The sequence below is a fragment of the Motilibacter deserti genome (assembly GCF_011250635.1).
GTDB lineage: Bacteria > Actinomycetota > Actinomycetes > Motilibacterales > Motilibacteraceae > Motilibacter_A > Motilibacter_A deserti.
This window is the reverse complement of record NZ_JAANNP010000002.1, coordinates 186044-210546: the sequence shown is the minus strand read 5'-3', so window position 1 is coordinate 210546 and position 24503 is coordinate 186044. Positions and strand designations below refer to the sequence as shown.

At 71.9% G+C, this 24503-nt stretch carries 15 protein-coding genes; 5 read left to right on the top strand and 10 right to left on the bottom strand.

The genetic code is table 11. The features are described from left to right. Positions 1-3: 3 nt before the first annotated feature. From G9H71_RS05995 to G9H71_RS05965, 7 genes are all read right to left on the bottom strand, one after another. The gene (locus tag G9H71_RS05995; RefSeq protein WP_166279588.1) at positions 4-957 is read right to left on the bottom strand and encodes a carbohydrate ABC transporter permease; all 954 of its coding nucleotides are present in this window, start codon (positions 955-957) and stop codon (positions 4-6) included. Next, positions 954-2297: an extracellular solute-binding protein gene (locus tag G9H71_RS05990; protein ID WP_166279585.1), complete on the bottom strand. Its 1344-nt coding sequence runs from the start codon at positions 2295-2297 to the stop codon at positions 954-956. The genes G9H71_RS05995 and G9H71_RS05990 overlap by 4 nt, the downstream gene beginning before the upstream one ends. Positions 2298-2427: 130 nt before the next feature. Next, positions 2428-2748, bottom strand: coding sequence for a hypothetical protein (locus tag G9H71_RS05985; RefSeq protein ID WP_166279582.1), 321 nt, complete (start codon positions 2746-2748; stop codon positions 2428-2430). Between the two features lie 371 nt (positions 2749-3119). After that, on the bottom strand, positions 3120-4418 hold the full coding sequence (locus tag G9H71_RS05980; RefSeq protein WP_166279579.1) for an ANTAR domain-containing protein: 1299 nt from the start codon (positions 4416-4418) through the stop codon (positions 3120-3122). Continuing rightward, positions 4415-4759 (bottom strand): hypothetical protein, encoded by a 345-nt coding sequence (locus G9H71_RS05975; RefSeq protein WP_166279576.1) that lies wholly within the window; start codon positions 4757-4759, stop codon positions 4415-4417. Before G9H71_RS05975 ends, G9H71_RS05980 begins: the two co-directional genes overlap by 4 nt. After that, positions 4756-5142, bottom strand: coding sequence for a hypothetical protein (locus G9H71_RS05970; protein WP_166279573.1), 387 nt, complete (start codon positions 5140-5142; stop codon positions 4756-4758). The genes G9H71_RS05975 and G9H71_RS05970 overlap by 4 nt, the downstream gene beginning before the upstream one ends. 224 nt (positions 5143-5366) lie before the next feature. Beyond that, the gene (locus G9H71_RS05965) at positions 5367-6560 is read right to left on the bottom strand and encodes a zinc-dependent alcohol dehydrogenase (protein ID WP_166279570.1); all 1194 of its coding nucleotides are present in this window, start codon (positions 6558-6560) and stop codon (positions 5367-5369) included. A gap of 321 nt (positions 6561-6881) precedes the next feature. Between G9H71_RS05965 and G9H71_RS05960 the strand changes: the two genes are divergently transcribed. Together G9H71_RS05960 and G9H71_RS05955 are read left to right on the top strand one after the other, a co-directional pair. Then, entirely contained in the window at positions 6882-8123 is a 1242-nt protein-coding gene (locus tag G9H71_RS05960) for an AGE family epimerase/isomerase (protein ID WP_166279567.1), read from the top strand. A gap of 59 nt (positions 8124-8182) precedes the next feature. Further along, entirely contained in the window at positions 8183-8908 is a 726-nt protein-coding gene (locus G9H71_RS05955; RefSeq protein ID WP_166279564.1) for an acVLRF1 family peptidyl-tRNA hydrolase, read from the top strand. On the opposite strand, the gene G9H71_RS05950 is transcribed toward G9H71_RS05955, so the two are convergent. Continuing rightward, positions 8905-9294, bottom strand: a complete 390-nt coding sequence (locus G9H71_RS05950; RefSeq protein ID WP_166279561.1) for a hypothetical protein — start codon at positions 9292-9294, stop codon at positions 8905-8907. The two genes, G9H71_RS05955 and G9H71_RS05950, sit on opposite strands and share 4 nt — an antisense overlap. Positions 9295-9502: 208 nt before the next feature. Between G9H71_RS05950 and pgm the strand changes: the two genes are divergently transcribed. Further along, a complete protein-coding gene (gene pgm, locus G9H71_RS05945) occupies positions 9503-11143 on the top strand; it encodes a phosphoglucomutase (alpha-D-glucose-1,6-bisphosphate-dependent) (RefSeq protein WP_166279558.1) in 1641 nt (546 codons plus the stop codon). A gap of 14 nt (positions 11144-11157) precedes the next feature. After that, positions 11158-12459, top strand: coding sequence for an aspartate aminotransferase family protein (locus G9H71_RS05940; RefSeq protein ID WP_166279555.1), 1302 nt, complete (start codon positions 11158-11160; stop codon positions 12457-12459). 72 nt (positions 12460-12531) lie between these two features. On the opposite strand, the gene G9H71_RS05935 is transcribed toward G9H71_RS05940, so the two are convergent. After that, a complete protein-coding gene (locus G9H71_RS05935; protein ID WP_166279552.1) occupies positions 12532-13383 on the bottom strand; it encodes a helix-turn-helix domain-containing protein in 852 nt (283 codons plus the stop codon). Between the two features lie 135 nt (positions 13384-13518). Between G9H71_RS05935 and G9H71_RS05930 the strand changes: the two genes are divergently transcribed. Beyond that, entirely contained in the window at positions 13519-14400 is an 882-nt protein-coding gene (locus G9H71_RS05930; protein ID WP_166279549.1) for an oxidoreductase, read from the top strand. 82 nt (positions 14401-14482) lie between these two features. Here the strand turns inward: G9H71_RS05930 and G9H71_RS05925 are convergent, their stop codons facing one another. Then, positions 14483-24058, bottom strand: coding sequence for a Calx-beta domain-containing protein (locus G9H71_RS05925; protein ID WP_166279546.1), 9576 nt, complete (start codon positions 24056-24058; stop codon positions 14483-14485). Positions 24059-24503 lie beyond the last annotated feature (445 nt).

Below are 24503 nucleotides of genomic sequence, written 5' to 3'. Positions count from 1 at the left end.
CCATCATTTCTCCCCCCTTGCCGATGCCAGATCGACCTTGAAGCCCTTGATGAAGACCACGGCTATGAGGACGACGCAGAGGAAGACCAGGACCGACAGCGCGGAGCCGAGCCCGATCTCGAGCCGGCTGATCGTCTGCCGATAGGCGAGGAACGACACCGACTCGGTGTTGTTGTTGCCGCGCGTCATGATGAAGATGTTGTCGAAGATCCGGAACGCGTCCAGCGCACGAAAGAGCAGGGCCACCATGATGGCCGCCTTCATGTTCGGGATCGTGACCTTCCACAGCCGCTGCAGCCACGTCGCGCCGTCGACCTTGGCCGCTTCCTGAAGCACCTCCGGCACCTGGGCGAGCCCGGCCAGCAGGAGCAGCGAGATGAAGGGTGTCGTCTTCCAGATCTCGGACAGGCAGATGATCGCGAGCGCCGGCAGCGTGTCGCCGAACCAGTCGTAGTCACCCAGGCCCAGCCAGGTGTTCACGAAGCCGGACGTGAGGTTGAAGCCGTACCACCACGCGAACGCCGAGACGACGGTGATGATCGCGTACGGGATGAGGATGGCCGTGCGTACGACGGGCCGGACGCTCGTGATGGCCTTGTGCATGACCATGGCGAGCGCGAAGCCGAGCACCAGCTCCACCGCGACGGTGACGACAGTGATCCCGACCGTGACACCCAGCGCCTGCCACCAGATCGAGTCGGTGAGGATCACCGCGTAGTTCGAGAACCAGGTGAACGAGCGGTTGTCCGGGTCGGTGAGCCGGTAGTCGAACAGCGACTCGTAGAACGCCTGCACGATCGGGTACGCCGTGACCAGCAGCATGATCGCGAAAGCCGGGCCGGCCAGCATCCAGCCGAGCCGGCGCTCGCTGCGCGCCCGGTCGCTCAACGCGCCCTTGGGGGCCGACTTCGGCTCGGTCTTCGGGGCCTTGGTCGGAGGCATCGTGGTCGTGCTCATAGCAGCTTCTCCTTGCGCAGGACTCCCTGAATGAGCGACGTCGCCTTCTCAGGCGTGCTGTTGGGGTCGACCGACTCCGGCGGGGACCAGGTGCGCTGGAGCCCGCCGGATACCTCGTTGTAGTACGGCGTCTGCGGGCGAGGGGCCGCATTCTGCAACGACTCGCGGATCACCGGCGCCTGCGGGAAGGCCTCGCGGACCTCGGGGTCGTCGAAGGCGGCTTCCTTGGACGGCGGATTGCCGTTGGTGCGGAAGTAATAGGCCTGGTTCTCGGTGCTCGTGATGCACTGCGCGGCCTCGAGCACGAAGTCCTTGTGCTTGCTGAAGGCCCCGACACCGAGGTTGATGCCACCCAGCGGGGGCCGGCTCTGCTCGCCCTCGGTCATGGACGGGTAGAGCGCCCAGCCGTAGTCGTCGAGCGTCGCCTGGTCCATGGACCCGTCCTCGACCTTGCCGTTGGCACGCGGCCAGACGAAGGGCCAGTTGACCATGAAGTCGGCGCCGCCGTTCTCGAAGAGCGTCGCCGATGCGTCCTCGTCGCGGTTGGACAGGCCGGCACCGGCCACACCCTGGTCGACGATGTCCTGGATGACCTTCGCCGCCGCCTGCCCCGCTGGCGTCTCGAGCCCGAGCCGGACGTCCTCCGGCGGAGCCTCGGGGTTCTCCAGGATCTGCCCGCCCGCGGACGTCACCATCGCATTGACCCACACGGTGAGCGCCTCGGCCCGGATGCCCTGCACCCCGAGGGCGGAGCCGTTCTGCTTGGCCACCTGGATGATCTGGTCCCACGTCACAGGCCGGCTCATGTCGAGCCCGGCTTGCTCGACGACGGACTTCTTGTACCAGAGCAGCTGCGTGTTGGCCCAGAACGGGACGGTGACCAGCTCGCCGTTCCAACTCGCCCCCGCGACTGCCCCCTCGACGACTCCCTCGGTCACCTTCGCGGCGACGTCCTCGGGGATCTCCGCCAGGAACCCGGCCTCGGCGAACTCGGGGATGAAGGGCGGGTCGAGGCTGATGAGGTCGATCGAGGAGTCGTTGGCCGCCAGTCGGCGGACCAGTTGCTCGCGCTGGGAGCTCGCGTCCCGCGGCAGCGCGGCGGTCTCGATCCGGTAGCGGCCCCCCGAGTCCTCGGCGCAGCGCCTGGCCAGCTCGGCCTGGCCGCCGTCGTCGGGGTTCGTGTACCAGGTGAGCGTGGGAGGCCCGCTCTCCCCCCCGCACGCAGTCAGGAGCCCCGCGCTGATCGCTCCGACTGCCAGAAATGTGATCGGGGCTCGCCTGCGGGGCCGGCTTGTTCCAGCCCCACGGTGCCCACGGCTCGTCCTTGCGCCAGGACCCATCGGATCGCCTCCTTGCGGCAACAGGAGGTCAATCCCCTAGAGACGGGCGCGCAACACCATGATCTGGGATCAAGGTTGTGTCACGACACCGACCGTGGGGTATCGGCCCGTGCCCCGGGGGCGAGCGCGCCTACTTCGTGCGGCGGGACGCCCCCGGCGGGGGGACGGGGTCGGTGCGCTTGCGGTCGCGCAGATCGAGGCCGGTGGCTCCTGGCTTGGTCGCGAGGTCGACCACCCTCTGCAGGGCCAGCCGCTCCGAGCCCTCCCACCAGGACCGCGTGTCGCAGTTGCTGCAGCTGATCATGGTGACGGGCGTGCCGTCGGTCAGGGTCATCGCGAGGTGCGTGACCTTGGGGCTCCGGCAGTCGGGACAGGCCTTCGGCACGTCAGGGGCGGGCACCGCGGGCGTGGGCGCCGCCTTGGCCGTGCTCTTGCGCCTGGGGGTCGTCATGCCGAACTCCTCCGCCGGATCGACAGTGATGAGCCACTCGCTCACCTTGTGTTACTGAACGATATCTCTACGTGTTAAGCCCGCCTCCCTATTACCCCCCGCTCCCCGGCCTCTCACGCGTCGCCCGACATCCTTCGTCAGTTCACCCCAGTGGCGGCTTCCTGGTCGCTGGCGCGTTGCAGGCTGACCAGCAAGCGGCCCAGCTCGTGATGAAACCGCGCGGCCGGCTGGTGCTGAGCACCATTGGGCCAACGGGTCGTTCGGGGCGAGCGCGCGACCAGGGCCGCCCTTTGTCCGAGCTGTCCCACCGGCCGCTGGAGCTGAGCCCCGAGCGGTGCCCGGCAAGGCAGTGTGGTGCGCGGCGCCCGCGGTCAGTGCCGGCGGCGGGCCGTCACCGAGTCGACGAGCTGCTGGGCCACCAGGCGCACCCGGACGTTCCGCCGCTGGCTGACCTCGACGAGCGCGGCGAAGGCCTCATCGGCCGAGCAGCCTCGCTGCACCATGATGATGCCCTTGGCCTGGTCGATCACGGGCCGGCTCTCCAGCGCCTCGCGCAACTGCCGCACGTGGCGGCGGGACTCCTGCAGGCGGCGGGCCACGCCCACCGCGGCACCCGCGGCCGCCGCGTACGTCCCGAGCTTCGGGGCCAGTGCAGTGAGGTGGGCAGCGGGGTCGGCGGCCTCGTCCGGGTGGGAGTAGACCGCGATCGTGCCGACGACCTCCTTGCCGTCGGTCAGCGGCAGCGCCAGGACGGCCCGGGGACAGGGGTCCACCGCCGTCACCCACCGCGGCCAGAGCCGCGCGGCGTCGGCCTCGACCGCTGAGAGAGCGGCCCCGAGCCGGAGCGCGTCGACGGCCGGACCCTCGTCGAGGCGCGCCTGAGCGGCGTTGAGCTCGACGCTCCAGGCGGAAGTGGCGGACAGCGCGGCCGGCTCGCCCCTGTCGTTCCATCCGGCGACGCTCACATGTGCCGCGCCGGGGACCGCTGCCGAGGCGAGGTCGGCGATGCGCTCGTAGGGCGTCCGCCCGGGCTCCTGCCCGTCTTCGGGAACTCTCGCCAACTCGGCGAACGCGGCCCCGACGGCCAGGACGTCGAGGTCGTCCGGACGGACGACGACCCTGTCGCCGGCGACGCCTTCGCGGCCGGGCTGCCCGGCGTCGGGCACCAGCACCCAGCGCAAGATCGTGCCCGAGGAGGAGTCGGCGGCGCTGACGGCGACGGTCGCCTCCCTGGGCTCGCCGTCGCGCGGGGTCAGCTGCAGGCGCACGACCTGGTGGGAGCCGTCCGCGCCGAGTGCGCGCAACACCGTCCGCATCAGGGGGCGGCTGTGCAGTGCGACGCAGTCCGGGAGCGGCTTGCCGACGGCGATTCCGGCCCGCAGCCCGAGCAGGTCGAGGGCGTGGCCGTTGGCGGACGTGATCATCCCCTCGCCGTCAGTGACGACCACCGCGACGGGGAGCGCCTCGTGGCCTTGCTCAGGGCCACCGGGGCTGCGCGCGGGCCACCAGCGCGACTGCTCGACGAGGCCGCGCAGCTCCTCCTCGTCGGTCTCCAGCGCCGCACGCGCGGCGGACGGCGCGCCGTCCGGACCGAGCGCGGCCTGCCGCAGCCGGCCGAGCCGCCGCTCGAACTCGGCGAGGTCGTGCTGCAGGTGCGGAGCCTCGGTCAAGTGCGCCGCCTGGAAGGCCTGCTCGTCTGGCTCGCCGCGCCTTTTCGGGCGGCCTTGCGCTGCGGAGCCACGGCCGCCTCCGCCGCCCCGGCCGCCCCGGCCGGCCCGTCCGGCGCGGTTCCGGCGGGCGGCTCCTCCTGCACGACGAGGCGTACGCACCGGTGGCCCGCGAGGTCCTGCCGGGCCAGGAACCCGGTGACCGCGGCGTGCCGCTCCTCCCAGGTGTTGCCGGCGAGGACGACGTGCTCCACGGCAGTGACGGCCTTGCCGTCGGGCAGCTCGCCCCAGACGTAGCGGCCGACGGGCTCCGGCGTGGGCCGGGAGCGCAGCGCGAAGCTCACGCCATCGCCCCCGTCCGCAGGTCGGCGATGACGACGTCGGCGGCGAGGCGGGCGTCGCTGGCGGGGCAGGGCAGCCCGCGGCCGGACATCAGCCCGAGGAACTCTGCACGGGCCCGGAGGACCTCGTCGCACGCGCACAGCACTTCGCTGTCGCGGAACAGGCCGCGCGAGAGCCGGAACGCCTCTTCGGCCCACGCCAGAGCTGCCTGCGCCCGCTCGAGACGGAGGGCCGCGAGAGCGAGCACGTCAGCGACATTGTGCCCGGACGCGCCGCCGCCATCGGTGTCGCGCGCGGAGGGACCCCGGCCCGCGTCCTCGAGGACAGGAGCGCTAGCGAGTCCCGGCAGGACACTGGGGAACGGGATGTTGGAGTTTGCGAGCATCCGCGGCTCCTGAAATCTACGGCTACGGGCGAGCGCGCATCCCCAGCGCAGCTCACCGATAAGCGCCGCAGAACCCCTGGTCTGGAGCCCTTCGACCCCCTGTCCGCACGTTCCTGAACGGACAGGTGCGGCCACACTACCCGTCGCCCGAAAGGCGCACCAGGGGTGTGGCCGCACCACGAGAGGCCGTTCTCAGCCGGTCCGCGAGCACCGGCCGGACGGCGTCAGGGCTGCAGGACGACCTTCACGCAGTTGTCCTCCTTCTTCTGGAACATCTCATAACCGCGGGGCGCCTCCGCCAATGGCAGCAGGTGGGTGGCGAAGTCCTCCGTCCCCAGCGGGTCGGCGTCGTCGACGACGAGCGGGAGGATCTCCGGCACCCAGCGCTTGACGTGCGCCTGGCCCATCCGCAGCTGGATCCCGCGGTCGAACATCTCCATCATCGGCAGCGGCTCCAGCTCTCCGCCGTAGACGCCGGAGACCGAGACCGTCCCGCCCCGGCGCACGCCCTTGAGGGCCGCGAGCAGCGCGTCGACGCGGTCGACGGCCGCCTTGTCGATGAAGGGCTTGGCGATCGCGTCCGGCAGCAGCCCGGCCGCCGTCTGCGCAGCCTTGGCCGCCTTCGACCCGGGACCGCCGTGCGCCTCCATGCCCACCGCCTCGATGACCGAGTCGGGGCCGCGCCCCTGCGTGAGGTCGATGAGCCGGGAGGCCACGTCGTCGACATCGGAGATGTCGAGCGGCTCGGCGCCGTACTTCGCCGCCATCGCGAGCCGCTCGGGCACGAGGTCGACGCCGATCACCCGCTCGACCCCGAGGTGCTTGGCGATGCGCACCGACATCTGGCCGATGGGGCCGAGCCCGAGGACCGCGAGGGTGCCGCCGCGCGGGACGTCGGCGTACTGCACCGCCTGCCATGCGGTCGGCAGCACGTCCGAGAGATAGAGAAAGCGCTGGTCCGTCGGGCCCTCGGGCACCTTCACCGGGCCGAAGTGCGCCTGCGGGACGCGAAGGTACTCCGCCTGCCCGCCGGGGACCTGGCCGTACAGCTCGGTGTAGCCGAGCAGGGACGCGCCCTTGCCGAACTTGCGGACCTGGGTCGTCTCGCACTGCGCGAACAGGCCGCGCTCGCACATCCAGCAGTGGCCGCAGGAGATGTTGAACGGCACGACGACCCGGTCGCCCGGCTTGATGTGGGAGACCTCCGGGCCGACCTCCTCCACGATGCCCATCGGCTCGTGGCCGAGGATGTCGCCCTCGTGCATGTACGGCCCGAGCACCTCGTAGAGGTGCAGGTCCGACCCGCAGATCGCGGTCGACGTGATCCGGACGATGGCGTCGGTCGGCTCCTGGATCGTCGGGTCCGGGACCTCGTCGACCCGCACGTCACGCTTGCCGTGCCATACGAGCGCCTTCATGTGTCGTCTCCTCCAGTCGGTGCGGCCCCTGCCGGGGGCGGCCGGCGCCCGTCTGCGGGCGCGTCCGCGCGTGGGCCCTACCCGCGCCGTCCCGCGCCCACGCCGTCACCCGCCCGGAGCAGGCCTTGATCGCCCGCTCGTTGCCGGCTGCCACGAGCGAGGGCACGGGCACACCCGCACGGTCGTTGCCCCATCGCGGCGCCTCCCCTACGCTCCCCCTGCGCTGACACCGTTGTCAGGGCGCGGCGGGCTCCGCCGCGCCGCCGACCGCACCCTGCAGCGGCTGACAGAGTGGGCCGTCGGCTGGAGAGAGGAACCGCGATGACCTGGACCGCCCTGCCCTCCCACCTCGCCTGGCTCGACGAGGAGGGGCGGCGCCTGCTGTCCTTCGCCGAGGCGTCCCGCCACCCCTCGGGCGGGTTCGCCTGGCTCGACGGCGCCGGCAAGCCGGAGCTCCACCGGCCGATCGAGACCTGGATCACCGCGCGGATGACGCACGTGTTCGCCCTCGCCCACCTGCGCGGGGCCCCGGGCGCGGGCGGCCACGCCGACGCCGGGGTCGCCGCGCTCGCCGGCCTGCTGCGCGACGGCGAGCACGGAGGCTGGTTCTCGGCCGTCTCGCCGGACGGCCAGCCGGTCGGGACGGGCAAGGAGGCGTACGTCCATGCCTTCGTCGTGCTCGCGGCGAGCAGCGCGGCGGCGGCGGGGCGGCGGGGGGCCGACAGCCTGCTGGCCGAGGCGCTCGACGTGATGTCGGAGCGGTTCTGGGACGAGCAGGCCGGGCGCTGCGTCGAGGCATGGGACCGGGCCTGGACCGAGCTCGACCCCTATCGCGGCGCCAACAGCAACATGCACGCCGTCGAGTGCTTCCTCGCCGCCGCCGACGTCACCGGGGACGGCGTGTGGCGGCAGCGCGCGCTGCGCATCGCCGAGCACCTCGTCCACGGCGCCGCCCGCGCCCAGCACTGGCGGCTGCCAGAGCACTTCGACGCGGAGTGGCACCCGCAGCTGGACTACAACGTCGACTCCCCCGCCGACCAGTTCCGGCCGTACGGCTCGACGGTCGGCCACTGGCTGGAGTGGTCCCGGCTGCTGCTGGGTCTCGAGGCGGCAATGGAGGCGGCCGGCGAGCCTGCCCCGGCCTGGCTGCTGGAGGACGCGATCGCGCTGTTCGACGCGTCGGTCGACGTCGGCTGGCAGGCGGGGCGGACGCCGGGCTTCGTCTACACGCTGGACTGGGAGGACCGGCCCGTCGTCTCGGCCCGGATGCACTGGGTGCTCGCCGAGGCCATCGGGACCGCGGCCGCACTCCAGCGCCGGACCGGCGAGCAGCGCTACGAGCAGTGGTACCGCACGTGGTGGGACACCGCCGAGGACGCCTTCCTCGACCGCGAGCACGGCAGCTGGCACCACGAGCTCGACGAGCACAACCTGCCCGCCGCGTCGGTCTGGGCCGGCAAGCCCGACGTCTACCACGCCTACCAGGCGACCCTGCTCCCCCAGCTGCCGGCCGCGCCGACGCTGGCGACGGCGCTGCGGCTGCAGGCGGATGCGCAGGGCTGACGGGCGGCGCACCGGGCTGGTTCACGCGCAGGGCCGGCCGGACGCGCGAGGCTGACAGCATGTCGCGTTCGCGTCCCGCCGCCGGCGGTGGCCGCTGGGTCACCGTCGGGGCGGACCGGCTCGAGCGGTGGCTCGCGGGGTTCGAGGAACGCCACGGGCCGGCTTCGTGCGCTGTCGCGGCGGACGAGGTGCGGTTCGTCGCCGCTGACGGCGCGATCGCGACGTGCGAAGTCCCGTTCCCCCCACTGCTCGTCGAGCCGGACGGGCCTCCTGACTCCGGGGGCGGTCCCGATGTCGACGGTCGCGCCGCGCTCGTCGCGCACGCGCTCCGCCCGCGCCGGGTCGGCCTGCTGCTGGCCCGGCTGGGTGGCTACGCCGTCGGCGTCGTCGAGGGGTCCGACATCGTGTCGGCCAAGGCAGGGCAGCGCCACGTGCAGGGCCGGACAGCCGCCGGTGGGTGGTCGCAGCAGCGGTTCGCGCGCCGCCGCGAGGGCCAGGCACGAGTAGCGTTCGAAGCCACCGCGGACGCCGCTGCCCTCGTGCTGCTGCCCGAAGCGCCCCGCCTGGCCGGCCTCGTCACGGGCGGGGACCGCCGCGCGGTCGACGCCGTGCTGGCCGACGCACGGCTGGCCCCCCTGCGCCCCCTTGTCACCGGCCCGTTCCTCGACGTCCCCGACCCCCGGCGCAAGGTGCTCGAGGAGAGCGTCGCCGCCGTCAGGTCGGTGCGGGTGCGCGTGCAGGACCCGCCGGACGCCCCGACCAGCGGTGGCTCAGCAGCGGATTAGCAGCACATGCGGATGTTGCTCGCGGACGCGCCTGCCCCGTTGTAGGCCACGACGCGGAAGAGCGTGCCGAGCTTGCCCGTGCTCGCGCTGAGCGCGGACTGCCCGCCGGTCCCCTCGACCGCGGAGCGCCAGGCCCCGTCCACGCGGGTCCAGGTGCCGCCGTTGTTGTTGCTCAGCTCGAGGTAGAAAACATACTCATTGTCCGAGTTATCGGTGAACTGAACCGTGAACCCGGCCGACGAGACGACCTGGTCGTAGGCGTAGGGAGCACTGGGAGCGACGCCGTAGTCGGGGTCGGCGAGCGCCGACGAGCCGGTCAACGGGGAGAGCAGCAGACCACCTGTGGCGAGCGCGACGGCGCTCGAGCGGCGCAGGGCAGACGACATCGAAAACCCCCAGGGTGCTGAAAATAGTGCACGAATGCGAAGGGCCACCCCCTCCCGGCCGATCCGGCGTCCCGGACGGCGGGGCCTGTGGCACCCGGACGCGTGGGGAGTTCCCCGCTCGCCCGATTCCCAACCCCTGGAGTTGGCAGGCCAACTACAGGGCAGCAGAATTCGGCCAGCAGCAGGCCCTAGCAAGGAGGCATTTCCGATGGTCCACGAGCGCGCCGGCAAGCCCGCCCAGCCATCCGACCTCGTCGACGTGGCGAGGCTGGTGACCGCGTACTACACCGAGGCCCCGGACCCGTCGGTCGCCGAGCAGCGGGTGTCCTTCGGCACCTCGGGCCACCGCGGGTCGTCCCTCAGCACCGCCTTCAACGACGCGCACATCGCCGCGACCAGCCAGGCGATCTGTGAATACCGGGCGAGCCAGGGCATCGACGGGCCGCTGTTCCTCGGCAAGGACACGCACGCGCTGTCGGAGCCGGCCTGGGCGACGGCGCTCGAGGTGTTCGCCGCCAACGACGTCACGGTGCTGGTGGACAGCGCCGACCGCTACACACCCACGCCCGCGGTGTCGCACGCGATCCTCCGGCACAACTCCTCCGGGCCGGCGCACCGCGCTGACGGCGTCGTCGTCACCCCGTCGCACAACCCGCCCCGTGACGGCGGCTTCAAGTACAACCCCCCGGACGGCGGGCCCGCCGGCAGCGACGTGACGGGATGGATCCAGGACCGGGCGAACGCCCACCTGGCGGGCGGGCTGTCCGACGTGCGCCGCATCCCGCTGCACAAGGCGCGTGCGGCGGAGACGACGAGCCGCTACGACTTCATGAGCGCGTACGTCGACGACCTGCCCTCGGTGCTGGACATCGCCGCCATCCGGTCCGCCGGCGTACGCATCGGCGCCGACCCGCTCGGTGGTGCGAGCGTCGACTACTGGGGCGCGATCGCCGAGCGGCACGGCATCGACCTGACCGTCGTGAACCCGCTCGTCGACCCGACCTGGCGCTTCATGACGCTCGACTGGGACGGCAAGATCCGTATGGACTGCTCGTCGCCGTACGCCATGGCCTCGCTCATCGACCGGCGCTCCGAGTTCGGGATCGCGACGGGCAACGACGCCGACGCCGATCGGCACGGCATCGTCACTCCTGACGCCGGATTGATGAATCCGAATGCATATCTCGCCGTGGCCATCGAATACCTCTTCGGGCATCGCGAGTCGTGGGGCTCCGACGCGGCCATCGGCAAGACCCTCGTCAGCTCCAGCATGATCGACCACGTCGCGCAGAGCCTCGGCCGCCGGCTCGTCGAGGTGCCCGTGGGCTTCAAGTGGTTCGTCCCCGGCCTGCTCGACGGCTCGGTGGCGTTCGGCGGGGAGGAGAGCGCCGGCGGCTCCTTCCTGCGGCTCGACGGCAGCCCGTGGAGCACGGACAAGGACGGCATCCTGCTCTGCCTGCTCGCCTCGGAGATCCAGGCCGTCACCGGGTCGTCCCCGAGCGAGCACTACGCCCGTCTCGTCGAGCGCTTCGGCCAGCCGGCGTACGCCCGGATCGACGCGGCGGCCACGCGCGAGGAGAAGGCCGTGCTGGCGAAGCTCGCACCGGAGCAGGTGACGGCGACCGAGCTCGCCGGCGAGCCCATCGTGGCGAAGCTGACGTCGGCACCGGGCAACGGCGCCGCGATCGGCGGGCTCAAGGTCACGACGGAGTCCGGCTGGTTCGCCGCGCGGCCGTCCGGGACCGAGGACGTCTACAAGATCTACGCGGAGAGCTTCCAGGGCAAGGAGCACCTCGCCCGCATCCAGGAGGAGGCCCGCGAGGTCGTCTCCGCCGCTCTGGCCGGGTGACGGAGACTGGCGGCATGACCGACGACCTGCTCGCCCGCCACCGGGCCGTCCTCCCGGCGTGGCTCTCGCTCTACTACGACGAGCCGCTCGAGATCGTCTCGGGCTCGGGCAGCCGCGTCACGGACGCGACCGGGCGGACGTACCTCGACTTCTTCGCGGGCATCCTCACCAACTCCGTCGGCTACGGGCTGCCGGAGCTGCGCGAGGCGGTGCAGGAGCAGCTCGGGCGCGGCGTCGTGCACACCTCGACGCTCTACCTGCTGCGCTCGCAGGTCGAGCTCGCGGAGAAGATCGCGAAGCTGTCGGGCATCCCGGACGCGAAGGTGTTCTTCACCAACTCCGGCACCGAGGCCAACGAGGCGGCGCTGCTGCTCGCCACGACGTACCGGCGCAGCAACCAGATCCTGGCGCTGCGCAGCGGCTACCACGGCCGCGCGTTCGCGACGACCGGCGTGACGGGCAACCGGTCCTGGTCGGCCACCAGCTTCTCCCCGTTCCAGGTGACGTACGTCCACGGCGGCTACCGCTTCCGCAGCCCGTTCCGCGACCTCGACGACGAGGCGTACGTCGCGGCGTGCGTGGACGACCTGCGCGAGCTGCTCGCGGTGGCGACCGCGGGCGAGGTCGCCTGCATGATCGCGGAGCCGATCCAGGGCGTCGGCGGCTTCGCCGTGCCGCCGGACCGCCTGCTGGCGGCCTACAAGGAGGTCCTCGACGAGACGGGCACGCTCTTCGTCTCGGACGAGGTGCAGACCGCGTGGGGCCGCACGGGCGAGCACTTCTGGGGGATCAACGCCTCCGGTGTCGTCCCCGACGCGATGACGTTCGCCAAGGGGCTGGCGGGCGGCTGGGCCATCGGCGGCGTCGTGGCGCGCGGCGACCTGATGGACTGCATCGGCGCCAACTCGATCTCGACGTTCGGCGGCAACCCTGTGGCGACGACGGCGGCCAACGCCGTCCTCGACTACATCCTGTCCCGCGACCTGCAGGCCAACGCCGCGAAGGTCGGCACCCGGCTGCACGAGGGGCTGCGGGACGTCGCGGCGCGCTGCCCGAGCATCGCGGAGGTACGCGGCCGCGGCCTGATGGTCGGGGTCGAGCTCGTCCGGCCGGACGGCCGCACTCCTGACACCGAGGCGGCGGCCCGGGTGATGGAGGAGACGCGGAAGGCCGGCCTGCTGATCGGCAAGGGCGGGCTCTACGGCAACGTGCTGCGCATCGCGCCGCCGCTGATCCTCACCGAGGCCGAGGCCGAGGAGGGGCTCGGGATCCTCACCGACGTGCTGGAGCGGGTGGACCGGGAGGCGCGGGGCTGAGCGGCAGTCGCTGCTCCCATGAGGGCCGGGCGCTCGCGTGGCCGGCCCTCACTGCTCCTCCGGCAGCTCCAGTCACCGCGCCGAGCGGCCCGACCCCTCACCCGCGACCGGCTCGCCACCGGCCAGCGAGCGCAGCCGCCCGAGCGCCGTCGCCGACTCCGAGCCCGGCTCCGGGTGGTAGATCACCAGCAGCTGCCCGCCCGAATCACCGATCGGCAGCTTCTCCCGCCGCAGCTCGAGGTGGCCCACCAGCGGGTGACGCATGCGGGCCGTGCCACCGGCGAGCGGCCCGACGTCGTGCCGTGCCCATAGCCGGCCGAAGTGCTCGCTGCCGAGCGAGAGCTCACCGACCAGCTGAGCGGTGCGCGGGTCATCGGTGTCGGTCCCGATGGAGGCGCGGAAGGACGCGACCATGCCTGCAGTCGCCTTCTCCCAATCGGGATAGAGCGCGCGCTCGGCCGGGTCGAGGAAGACCGACCGCAGGCGGTTCTCCCCCGGACGGATGCTCGGCGCGAGCGCGGTCGCGAGCGGGTTGACGGCGAGGACGTCGAAGCGGCGGCTCTCGACGAAGGCGGGCAGGTCGAGAGCGGCCACGAGCTGTCGGATCCCCGCGGGGACGACCTCCCGCCGCGGCGCGCGCGGGGTGCGGACGGTGCCCGCCAACCCCAGCAGGTACGCCGTGGCGGTGGCGTCGAGGCCGAACACCCGGGCCAGCGCGTCGAGCACCTGCGGCGAGGGGTTGCGGTCGCGCCCCTGCTCGAGCCGGAGGTAGTAGTCCGCGCTGATGCCGGCGAGCGTCGCGACCTCCTCGCGGCGCAGCCCGGGCGTCCGCCGTACGCCCATCACCCGGAGGCCGACGTCAGCCGGGTCCACGAGCTCGCGTCGAGCCCGGAGATACTCCCCCAGCGCGTTGGTGCCGGCCATGCGGCCACTGTAGGGACGTCGCGCCGCGACAGCCTGGCCCTGCCACTCCCAGGAAGACCGGGGCTCTGCCTGCGCCCGCACCGACGTCGCAGCCTGGGCCTGCCGCAGGCGTCCGGCCGCGGCAGGAAGGGCACCATGGCCACGAACGACCTCCCCGGCGGCACCTACCGCGTCGGCGACCTCGACCTCACCCGCGTCGGCTACGGCGCGATGCAGCTCGCCGGGCCCGGCGTCTTCGGCCCCCCGAAGGACCGGGACGAGGCGACAGCCGTGCTCCGCACAGCCGTCGAACTCGGCATCACGCACATCGACACCGCGGACTTCTACGGCCCCTACGTCACCAACGAGCTCATCCGCGAGGCGCTCTGGCCGTACCCCGACAACCTGCGTGTCGTCACGAAGGTCGGCGCGCGCCGGGACGAGGCCGGCGGCTGGCCGCACGCGCGCACGCCGAAGGAGCTGCGCCGGCAGGTACACGAGAACCTGGACCACCTCGGGCTGGAGGCGCTCGATGTCGTCAACCTGCGCGTGGGCGGGCTCGAGACCCCGGAGCCGGGCTCGATCGCCGAGCAGTTCGAGGCGTTGGCCGAGCTGCAGCAGCAGGGCCTGATCCGCCATCTGGGTCTCAGCACGGTGAGCGCCGAGCAGCTGGCCGAGGCGCAGACCATCGCGCCCGTCGTCTGCGTGCAAAACCTCTACAACATCGCCCGGCGCGAGGACGACGCGCTGGTCGGCCTCACGGCCGAGCAGGGCATCGCGTACGTGCCGTACTTCCCGCTCGGAGGCTTCTCCCCCCTCCAGTCGGACGCGCTGCGGGCGGTGGCCACCCGCCTGGAGACGACTCCGATCGCCGTCGCGCTCGCCTGGCTGCTGCAGCGCTCCCCCAACATGCTGCTGATCCCGGGGACCTCCTCCGTCGCGCACCTGCGGGAGAACGTCGCCGGCGCCGGGCTCCGGCTGCCCGCCGAGGCCGTGGCCGACCTCGACGCCATCGGCGCCGGCGGCCCCTCGCGCTGAGGGCCCGGTGAGGCAGGCGCTGCCCGGCACGCGAGCTGCCCATGGCCCGGAGGCCATGGGCAGCTCGCAGCAGCGCGTAGGGCTACTTGTCGTCGTTGCGGATCGTCCCGACCGCCGACTTCACCTTGACGGTCGCGCCCGTCGGCCTGGAGAGGTTGACCTTGAGGGTCTCGTTCTTCTCCTTCACCTTGTCACCGAGGATCGTGACGGTGACAGTCTTGACCTTCTGCCCCTTCGCGAAGGTGACCGTCCCGGCCGCCTTGGCGAAGTCGCTGCCCGCCCTCGCGGTGACCCCGGCCGCGGACCACGCGACCGTGACCTTGCCCTTCGCCGGCGCGGAGAGGGTGATGGTGAAGGTCAGCTTCTTGCGCTGGCCCTTCTTGCCCTCGGTCACCGCGCCACCCTTGATCGAGATCACGGGCTTGCGGGCCACCGGCGGAGCCGGAGGCTGCGGCACCGGCGTCTCCACCGGCGCCGGCTGCGTCGGCTGGGGCGCCGGAGGAGCCGGCTGGGTCGGCTGCGGGGCCGGAGGCGCGGGCTGCGGCTCGACCGGGGCGGGGTTGCCGCCCCCGCCGCCGCCGCCCCCGCCGCCACCGCCGCCGCCGCCGGTGCCACCACCGCCACCCGTGCCACCGCCGCCCGTGCCGCCGTCCGGCTGCGGCTCGACCTCGCCGAGGCGCGAGCCCTCGACGTCGGAGCGGACGTTGTCGGACTCCCCCGCCGCGCCGTCGTTGGCGACGTCGTCGAGCGAGACCGCCACCGAGCCCCGCGTACGCAGTGCGTAGCTCACCGAGTCGGCGCCCTCGCCGCCGGAGAGGTCGTCGCCACCGTTGGGGGCGGCACCCTGCAGGAAGGTGTCCGCACCGCCGTTGCCCTGCTCGACGTCGTTGCCCTCGCCGCCGTCGAGGACGTCAGGCCCGGCCGCGCCGACGAGGGTGTCGTCGCCGCCTCGGCCCTCGAGGGTGTACCCACCCGTCTGCGGGGCGCCGACCGTGATGCGGTCGCCGCCTGCTCCACCGATGACCTTCTCGACGTCCGTGCTGACGCTGTCCTTCTGGTTCAGCGTCCGGTTCGAGTGCGCATCGCTGGCACCACCGTCGTCGGCCTGGCCGTCGACGTCGATGACGAGCGGCTCGGCGCGGTCCGCGTAGCTGACCGTGTCGAAGCCCTGGGCGCCGGACATCTGGTCCGCGCCCGGGCCGCCGTCCAGCAGGTCGTCGCCGGCGCCGCCGCTGAACTGGTACTCGTCGCCGGGCCCGCCGTACAGCTTGTCGTCGTCCGCGTCGCCCTGCAGGGTGTCGGTGCCACCGTTGCCGATGAGGGTGTCGTTCCCGGCGCCGCCGTGGAACTGCTCCTCCCCCTCGCCGCCGGTGATGGTGTCGTTGCCCCCCTGGCCGTGGGCGATGGCCAGGACCGTGCCGCCGAGGGTGTCGATGACGTCGTCGCCCTCACCGCCGAAGATGAGGTCGCCGCCGCCACCGCCCGAGATGGTGTCGTTGCCGGCGGAGCCGGTCAGCGAGTCCTGCTCCGGGCCCGAGCCGCCGATGATCCGGTTCGGGGTCGTCTCCTTGCTCTCGGCGTCGTCACCACCGCCGTACGCCGAGCCGCCGCCGAGGCCGGTCTCGATGTAGTCGGCACCGAAACCACCGGCGATCGTCTCGTGGCCCGAGCCGCCGTAGATCCGGTCGTTGTCGGCCTTGCCCCAGAGGGCGCCGCCGCCTTCACCGCTGCGGAGCACGTCGTCGCCGCCGTCGCCGCTCAGCGTGTCGGAGTCGGTGTCCTCCCCGCCGAACAGCTGGTCGTTGCCGGCGCCGCCGTAGAGCCAGTCGCTGCCCGCGTTGCCGTCGAGCTCGTCATTGCCGCCCTGGCCGTACACGTTGTCGTTGCCGGCGCCGCCGCGCAGGACGTCGGGGGCGTCCTCGTCCCGCTTGGGGCTCTGGTTGATGTCGTAGACGGTGTCCACGTCCGGTCCGCCGTCGATGGTGTCCGAGCCGTACTCGCCGTTCAGCCAGTCCGGCCCGGCGCCACCCTCGATCACCTCGTTGCCGGCCCAGCCGAAGAAGTCGTCCTTGCCGCTGCCGCCGACGTACTTCTCCACGTCCTGCTTGACGTTGTCCGTGGCGCCGCTGCCGTAGCCGTCGTACGCGGAGTTGCCGTCGTTCGGATCGTTGTCCTTGTAGATCTTCAGGTCATCGGTCCGGTCGGAGTAGTCGGCGGTGTCGAAGTCGGCGCCGCCGTTGAACTCGTCGCCGCCCTTGCCGCCTCCGAGCACGTCGTCGCCGGCCTCGCCCGAGAGCGTGTCCTTGCCCGCGTCGCCGCGCAGCTCGTCGTTGCCCTCGCCGGCGACCAGCGTGTCGTCCCCGGGGCCGCCCTCGAGCAGGTCCTTGCCCTTGCCACCCTTCAGCGTCTCGGACGCGGAGCCGCCGGAGAGGACGTCGTCGTGCGGCCCACCGAGGATGACGTCGACGTCCACGACGTTGTCCGGCATCGCGCCGACCACACCGTCGTTCGGCAGCCCGTCGATGTGGACGTGGACCGGCCCGGACGCCTGGCTGAAGTCGGCGGTGTCGACGCCGCCCTGGCCGATGAACGAGTCCGACCCGGGCCCGTCGATGAGCGTGTCGTCGCCCGGCCCGCCGACGAGCTGGTTGCCGCTCCCGCCACCCGTGAGGGTGTCGTTGTCGGCCCCGCCGAGCAGCAGGTCGACGGCCTGTCCGCCCGTGATCGTGTCGTTCCCGGTGCCACCGTCCAGCTGGACGCTCTGGGTGTCGGCAGCCGTCAGGGTGTCGTTGCCGGTGCCGCCGATGACCTTCTCGATCGCCTGGATCGTGTCCTTCTCGTCGCCCGAGCCGCTGGTTCCGGCGAGGTTCACCGTCACCGAGGCGTCGTGGTCGCTGTAGTCGGTCGTGTCGTCGCCCTGGCCGCCGTCGATGCTGTCGGTGCCGAGGCCTCCGCGCAGCGTGTCGGCCCCCGAGCCCGCCTTCAGCGTGTCCGTGCCGTCGCCCCCCTTGAGGACGTCGTTGCCGACACCGCTGTCGAGGGTGTCGTCGTACGCCCCCGCCTGCAGCTCGTCGTCGCCGCCGTCACCGGGGTTCGCGCAGGGGTGGCTCTGCTCCCCCACCTTGATCCCCGGCCCGCCGTCGCCGTACAGCCCGGCCTGGCCGCTGGTCGCGGTGAGGGCGTCGTTCCCGAGCCCACCGCAGAGGACGACGTCGAGCCGGTTGCTCACCCCCTGGGCGCTGCTGACGTCGACTCGGTCGTTGCCGGCCTGCAGGTCGGCGAAGACCCGCGTGACGCCCTTGAACTCCTCCTGGAGCCCCTGGCCGGACACGAGCACGTTGCCCGGCTCGAACTGCACCACGGTGAAGTCGTCGTCGGTCACCGAGGCCTTCAGCGCCAACGTGCCGTCAGCGAGCTTGGTCCCCAGCTTCGGGACGTACTGGTTGCCCTCCGGGTTCGTGGCGCAGAACTTCAGCAGGTCCTTCTCCTCGTAGATCGTCTTGTTGACGATCGGGTAGACCGAGTTGCCCAGCGGCGTCTCGAGCTTGGCGCGGATGAACGCGTCGATCTTCGCCGAGGCGTCGAACAAGCAGATCGGGTTCGGGTTCCGCTTCAGCTGCGCCCCGATGTCCTCGAAGCGCACCTTGCCGTCGTCGTCCTTGAGGTTGACGTCGACCTGTCCTCCGACCCCGCCCTCGGCCGAGACGGAGAGCAGCGGGATCCCGACGGACGCACCAGCGGTCAGCTCGGCCCGGAAGGTGATCTCCGGGACGTCGTTGCCCTTGTCGTCCAGGTCGTTGATGTAGAAGCCCTGCAGCATGCCCTCGGCGACGTTCCAGACCCCGTCGTTGGACGTGTCCCCGTCGTTGAGGATCTCGAAGGACTTGCGGATGCCGTAGGTGTCGTAGCCGGCGACGAAACGCCCCTCCAGGCTCGCGCCACCGCCGATGTAGAGGCTGATCGGCCCGACGGGGAACGCGAACTGGAAGTTGCGCGAGATCGCGAGCCGGCCGGCGTCGAACTCGACCAGCGACACGTCCTGGCCGACGAGCAGGCCGAACAGCTTCGCCGGGTCGTCGAAGGCCGGGAACGTGAGGCCGCCGTTGGTCTTCGCCTCCCGAAGCGCCCCCGACTGGGTGATGTTGATGCGGTCGAACACGCTCTTGGAGTTGCCGGGGCCGGTGAGGACCGTCGGGCTGCTGACGAGGCCGTCGAGCTCGTCCGCCGGGACCGGGCTCGTCACCTTCCCGGCGTCGACCGAGAACTTGCCCAGCCGGAGCTCGCCGTTGGCCTGCGACGGCTTGTCGAACTCCCGCACCAGCTCGGTCAGCGTGATGACGTGCTTGATCATCTGCAGGCCGCTGGCCTTGCCCTGCTGGGTGTTGAGCGCGTCGACGGCCTCGAACAGCTCGAGCCATGTCGGCGCATCGAGGCCGGCCCACTCCGCCGCCTCCGCGACGCCGGGGATCGGCTTGCGGATGGCGTCGATCGTCGGCTCCAGCGGCTTGGTGTACTTGCGCAGCTCGGCCGCGACCGGGCGCACGAAGTCGCTGACAAAGCTCCCGACGTCCAGCCGGACGTTCTCGAAGCGGATGGAGGCCTGGTTGCTGACGTTGCCCCCGGCCGCCCAGCCGAGCTTGCCGTTGATCAGGAGATCGGCCTTCAGCTTCGGCAACGACGACTTCGGCGACTGGATCTGGGTGGAGAGGCCGAGCTCGACATTGGCGTTCGCCTCGACGGAGGCGGCCAGGGTCGCGCTGCTCAGCGACTGCAGGCTCAGGACGCCTCCGGCGTCACCGCCCTTGAGGTCCACCTTCAGCGAGACGCTCACGTCGTCACCGCCGTGCAGGTCGGTGATCCCGATCGGTAGGAAGGCGATGTCGGCGTTCATCTCCTCGGGCAGCGCCGCACCGGCCGTGACCCGGAGCTCCGGGTCGCTGCCACTGGTGAGCACGTAGAACCCGTGCGCCTGGTCCAGGCCGAAGCCCAGGTCCAGCTCGTAGCCCGCCTTGCCCGTGACCTGGCCGGCGCTCTTGAGGCGCAGGCCGGGGAAGCCGATGTCGAAGGCCGAGGTGCCGCCCTGGAGGCTCTGGCCCAGCGGCAGCTTGCGCACCTCGAACCGGACGATGTCCGTGAACGAGTTGTCCTGCTGGCAGTCGCCGACGCCGTTGCCGCGCTTGCACTGCAGCGCGAGCACGATGTCGTCGTCCTTCCGGCCGTTGCCGTTGACGTCGCGCACGATCGGGATCTGCGCGAGCAACTGCTTGGCCCTGGCCTCGAACTCCTTGGCGGCCGGCCGGTTCTGCGTCGTCGTCTGGTCGACGATGTCCTGCGCTCTGGCCAGGACCTCTCGGTCGAAGGTCTCCAGGACGTCGACACCGGCGGTCACATCGGTGCCCAGGAGCGGGATCTTCGTGCCGGCCGGCAGGGACTGCAGGGCCCCCGCGAGCTTCTGCGACAGGGCGCGCAGCCCGTCGAGCAGCAGTGAGAACTGGATCGCCTCGTTGGACAGCTTGCTCTCGATCTCGGTGGTGTCGAACCTCCACCCGTTGCTGCCGGTCGGAGCCAGCAGGTCAGGTGCAGTGAACTTCGCAGTCCCGAGCGAGGTGTTGCCGGCCCAGACCGGAAGGACGGCGCAGGCGTCGGGGTTCCCCGTCACGCCCGGGCAGGACGCCTTGAGGCGGTCGTCGGGCTCGTGCAGCGTGACGCTGCCGTCCGTCCTGGGCAGCAGCGAGGCTGCCCAGGTGGAGAACTCCGAGCTGTCGAGCCCGAGCCGCTTGTTCGTCGTCGACGGCGCCGCGGCCGTGAAGCGGGCGGCGAGCGCAGCCTTCGCCTTGTTGTCCGCACGCCCGACGCTGACCCGGACCGGCCCGAGCGTCGCGTCGAGCGCGGCGTCCACGCTCGTGCCGAGCCCGAAGTCGAAGCGGGTCGTGTCCAGGACGAACGGCCGCAGGAGCGGCCCGCTGACCCGGACCGGGTCGCCTGCGTTCTCGCCGGGCGTGACCGTGCGCAGCTCCACGCCGAACTCGAGGACGGCACGGGCGTCGAAGCTGACCTTCACCTCACCCGTCGTGCCGACGCCGGCCAGGCCCTTCGCCGCGTCCGTGTTGCCCAGGCGCAGGTTCAGCGGCAGCTTGACGTCCTCCGCCTCCACGGTGCAGCCAGGCAGGATCGCCTTGCGGTCCGCGGTGCACGCGCCGAGGGCGAGCCGCACGAGCAGCGCCGGCTGCGCGCCGTTCTTCGGCGGCTCGTAGGTCAAGGTGATCAGGTCCGGCGTCGTGCCGTCAATGAGCCCCAGCGCGGTGGCGAGCGCCTTCTCGGCGGCCTTCTCCGCCTCGGCCAACGTCAGCGTGCTGTTCGCGGCGACGAGCTTGTCCAGCGTGGTGGTGAGCTTGCCGAGCATCGGGTCGAGCTCGGCGGCGCTGCGGCCCACGAGCGGGAGGCTCTGCGCCATGGCGGGGTTCTTCTCGATCGCCGTGCGCAGCTGCACCACCGTGTCACGTGCGGCCGACAGGAACTGCCCGATGATCGCGGTCGGGTTCTCCGGGTCGAACGCGAACGGCAGGAGGTTGTTCTTGAAGGTGGCGTCCCCGGAGATGATGAGCCGCTTGTCGCCGCTCGTGGCCGCGAGGTCCGCCCACCCGAAGGTGACGGCGCCACCCGCGAGCTCCTTGCCGCCGAACGACGCCTGCACGGAGAGCGTGGTCGTGGGGACCTTCGCGTTGACGGTGACCTTGATCGGGGACATGCTCCCCGCGACCGCCTTGGCCAGCTCGGCGAGCGTCAGCTCCGTGAGGTCGTTGGAGCCGTTGGTGGTGGTGAAGGTGTCGACGAGGTCGACGCGGAGCATCGGCTCGGTGGGCACGCGGCGCTCGAGCAGGGTCACCGGGCCGCTGGTGTTGGAGTCGGAGAGCTTGACGTCGATCACGGCCACCTTGCCCGTGAGGCTCACGTCGGCGGTGACGGCGCCGTCGAGGCTGAGCTCCGGCGCGTCGGGGTCGACCTTGACGAAGAACCGGTCGGCGAGAGTCAGGTTCGGGTTCGGCCGCAGGTCGACACCCACCACGAGGTTGAGCGAGTACGCCGGGTCGACCGTCGCCTTCGCGCTCCCGGTGAGGGAGATGAGCCCGGTGTTCTTGAGCGCGTCGTTGAAGTCGAGCTCACCGGCCTCCGGCTTCGCGGCCGGGTCGGACGCGAGCTTGAGGTCGAACAGCAGCTTGTGGTTCTCCACCCGCACATTGAGCGTCGAGGGGCTGATGCCGAGGGCCGAGGCCAGCTTCGGCACGATCTCCTGCAGCGTGTCGAGGTCGGGCCGCTTCGCCGGGTCGATGGTGATGCTGCCCATCGGGTTGGCCGGGTCGGTCAGCTGGTTGTCGACGAAGAACTTCACCAGCCGCTCGTTCACCTCCACGACCGAGGAGAGGCCCTCCTTGACGAAGGGGATGTCGAGGTCGGCCGCCTGCTGCGCGGTCTTCAGCGCCGTCGTCACCTGGGCCAGGCCGTTGATGAAGTCGGCGACCGTCACGTTGCGGAAGTCGCCGAGCTCGGCGAGCTCGAGCTCCGGGGCCTTCAGTCCGTCACAGAGGTTGCGGTCGTCGAGGGTGACCTTGCCGATCTGCGAGGTCAGGCCGGCGAGCGTGCCCTTCACGGTGAGGTCGAGCTGGGCGCCGCCCGAGGAGCAGGCGAGCGAGAAGGAGCGCGACGGGCTGGTCAGCTCGTCGAAGTCGATCTTGCCGTCCTTGTTGGGGTCCACGATCCGGGCGGCGACGGCGACGTCCGCCTTGGCCGTCCCCGTCGCGGAGGCGCCGAGGATGCCCACGTTGAAGGCGAGCGGGTTCGACGCACCCGTGAACGAGCCGTTGAGGCTCAGGCCCAGCTTGCCGAGCTCCACCGACGCGGCGGGGATGACGAAGCGCTCCTTCTGCGGCAGCTCGGGACGCAGCTTGAACGCGACCTCGGACTTCCACCCGAGGTCGCCGCCGAGCGGCTGGCCGTTGAGGGTGAGCCCGTCGGCCAGGTAGGAGATCGGCCCGCCGCTCGCGACGTTGGCCTTGACCTTCACGGTGACGTCGTACTCGGCCGCGGGGACGTGCGGGGAGATGGACACGTCGAGGTCGACCTTCACCCCGTCGACCACCGGGATGTCACTGGTGGTGTCGCCGTTGCCGTCGATGTCGTCGAGCGAGGCGTCGAGCTTCGTCAGTGTCTGGTCGGCCTTCGAGGCCAGGTCCTTGACCTTCGTGGACAGGGTGTCGGCCCAGGTGAAGAGCTTCTGCGCGCCGGGGCTGATGCTGTTCGGGTCGACGAGGGCCAGCTGTCCCTTCAGCTGCTTGAAGGCATCGACGCTGTCGAGCAGCGCGACGAAGCTCGCGACGCCTTCGCCGGCCGCCGCAGCGGCAGCGGGAGCCTCGGCCACGAGCGGCGTGCCTCCGACACCGAGGGCAGGCGCGGCCGCCTCCTCGATCGCGAGGGCGTAGCCGAAGTACTGCATCTCCGCGGCGGCGGCAGACGCAGCGGCGGTGGCAGCGTGCCGGGCGGGAGCTCCGGCGGGACGGCCCTTGCCCCTGTCCTGCCCGCAGTCGCCGCGGGCCGCGAGGCGGTCGTCGACGTCGTCGATGACGGTCACGGCCGCGCCACCGGCGAGGGAGCCGAACGCGGTGTCGAGGGTCACGCCCGTGCCCGTCTGCCGTGCGCGCTCGCCCGCAGCCCGGCAGGCGTCGGCGTCGTACGGCTCGGTGACGAAGACGCGCCCCAGCCGGCCGGCGGCGGTCATGGCGCCGAGCTTCGCGCTGAGCTTCGCGTAGGCCTTCGTGGAGCCCGCGCTGCGCGGCTCGGCCGAGACGAGGAGCGCGTCGATCGGGCGGCCGTGGGCCAGCCGGACGGCCTCGTCCAGCTGCCCGGGCTCCGCCTTGCCCACCCCGGGCTGGGGCTTCAGCAGCCCACGTTCGATCGTGGCGCCGGAGCAGGCGAGGTGCAGGAAGGTGACCGAGCTGTGCGGGTCGCGCTTCTCCATGCGGACCGCTGCCTGCGCCGAGCCAGCGAGCGCGCTGCGCCGGCACTGCTCGTCCTGCCAGACCGGGTCGTGGCCCGCACGCTTCTTCGCGGCGGGTCGCAGCGCGTCGGGAGTGCCGTCACCGGCAGCGACGGACCCGCCGACCGAGACGACGAGCAGGTCCTTGAGCGTGACGGTCTGCGTCACCGGCCGGTCCGCGTCGTCAGCCAGCGTCGCCGTCGCTGTGTAGTCGCCGAGCGCCGGGAACGACTGCTCGACCCGACAGGCGCCCGTCGTCGCCGCTTGGAAGCCACTGCCGGCGAAGGCCCACGTCACCGTCGTCGACGGGCCGCCGTCGACGACGGCCGGCGAGGCGCACGCGTCGAACGTCACCTTCCACGAATCCGGATTCACGTATCCCGGCGTCGTGTCGTAGTCGACGAGACCGTCCCCGTCGGCGTCGGCGCCTATCCGTTCAGCCATCGACCAGGTGAACGCGAGTTCTGGTGGGCCGGACGCGGCACCGGCTCGCACGGCGCTCGCAACGCCGACGGTCGCGAGGAGCCCGATGAGCAGGAGCAGCAGGCGGCGGGGCGCGGAGGGGCGCGCCGCACGGTGGGCAGCCGTACGCGACGGCCGAGGCAGGCGGGCGGGGCGAGCGGGCACGTTCGGTCTCCATTCGAGGCGGGCAGCGCGGATGCCGACGACGCGGGCGAAGCCGGGGCGCAGTCGAAGATCGCGTCCCGGAGGCCGGGGGACGACCGTGCTCCCCAGCGCTTCGGTGGTGGGGCCACCACCACCGCGGCCGAGGGACAGCCACCCGTCCCGCCCTGCGCCCACAGGCGTGGGCATCCGAAGCAGACCTTGGCGCCGGCCACTTGTCAGCACGTTGTCGTTCGCTTGCGGCGGCGCGCGGCGACCGGTGGTCACGTGGACAAACCCCATCGTTCCGGGTCTCTTGCACAGCGCAGGTTGTATTCGTGGCGCCGGCCAGCACCTCTGCCGACGGGCGGAAGGGCGGCCGGTCTGCAGGCGCTCCCGCCACCGCGCGGCTTAGGCTTGCCTGTCGAAGCGTCGTCATGGGGGTGCCGTGCAGTTCTCCGTCCTCGGG

Excerpts from the sequence above, each read along its gene's own strand:
- G9H71_RS05930 (WP_166279549.1), top strand. The coding sequence starts at position 13,519 with ATGGCCACGAACGACCTCCCCGGCGGCACCTACCGCGTCGGCGACCTC.
- G9H71_RS05950 (WP_166279561.1), bottom strand. The coding sequence starts at position 9,294 with ATGTCGTCTGCCCTGCGCCGCTCGAGCGCCGTCGCGCTCGCCACAGGT.
- G9H71_RS05935 (WP_166279552.1), bottom strand. The coding sequence starts at position 13,383 with ATGGCCGGCACCAACGCGCTGGGGGAGTATCTCCGGGCTCGACGCGAG.
- G9H71_RS05970 (WP_166279573.1), bottom strand. The coding sequence starts at position 5,142 with ATGCTCGCAAACTCCAACATCCCGTTCCCCAGTGTCCTGCCGGGACTC.
- pgm (WP_166279558.1), top strand. The coding sequence starts at position 9,503 with ATGGTCCACGAGCGCGCCGGCAAGCCCGCCCAGCCATCCGACCTCGTC.
- G9H71_RS05985 (WP_166279582.1), bottom strand. The coding sequence starts at position 2,748 with ATGACGACCCCCAGGCGCAAGAGCACGGCCAAGGCGGCGCCCACGCCC.
- G9H71_RS05940 (WP_166279555.1), top strand. The coding sequence starts at position 11,158 with ATGACCGACGACCTGCTCGCCCGCCACCGGGCCGTCCTCCCGGCGTGG.
- G9H71_RS05955 (WP_166279564.1), top strand. The coding sequence starts at position 8,183 with ATGTCGCGTTCGCGTCCCGCCGCCGGCGGTGGCCGCTGGGTCACCGTC.
- G9H71_RS05960 (WP_166279567.1), top strand. The coding sequence starts at position 6,882 with ATGACCTGGACCGCCCTGCCCTCCCACCTCGCCTGGCTCGACGAGGAG.
- G9H71_RS05965 (WP_166279570.1), bottom strand. The coding sequence starts at position 6,560 with ATGAAGGCGCTCGTATGGCACGGCAAGCGTGACGTGCGGGTCGACGAG.
- G9H71_RS05990 (WP_166279585.1), bottom strand. The coding sequence starts at position 2,297 with ATGGGTCCTGGCGCAAGGACGAGCCGTGGGCACCGTGGGGCTGGAACA.
- G9H71_RS05995 (WP_166279588.1), bottom strand. The coding sequence starts at position 957 with ATGAGCACGACCACGATGCCTCCGACCAAGGCCCCGAAGACCGAGCCG.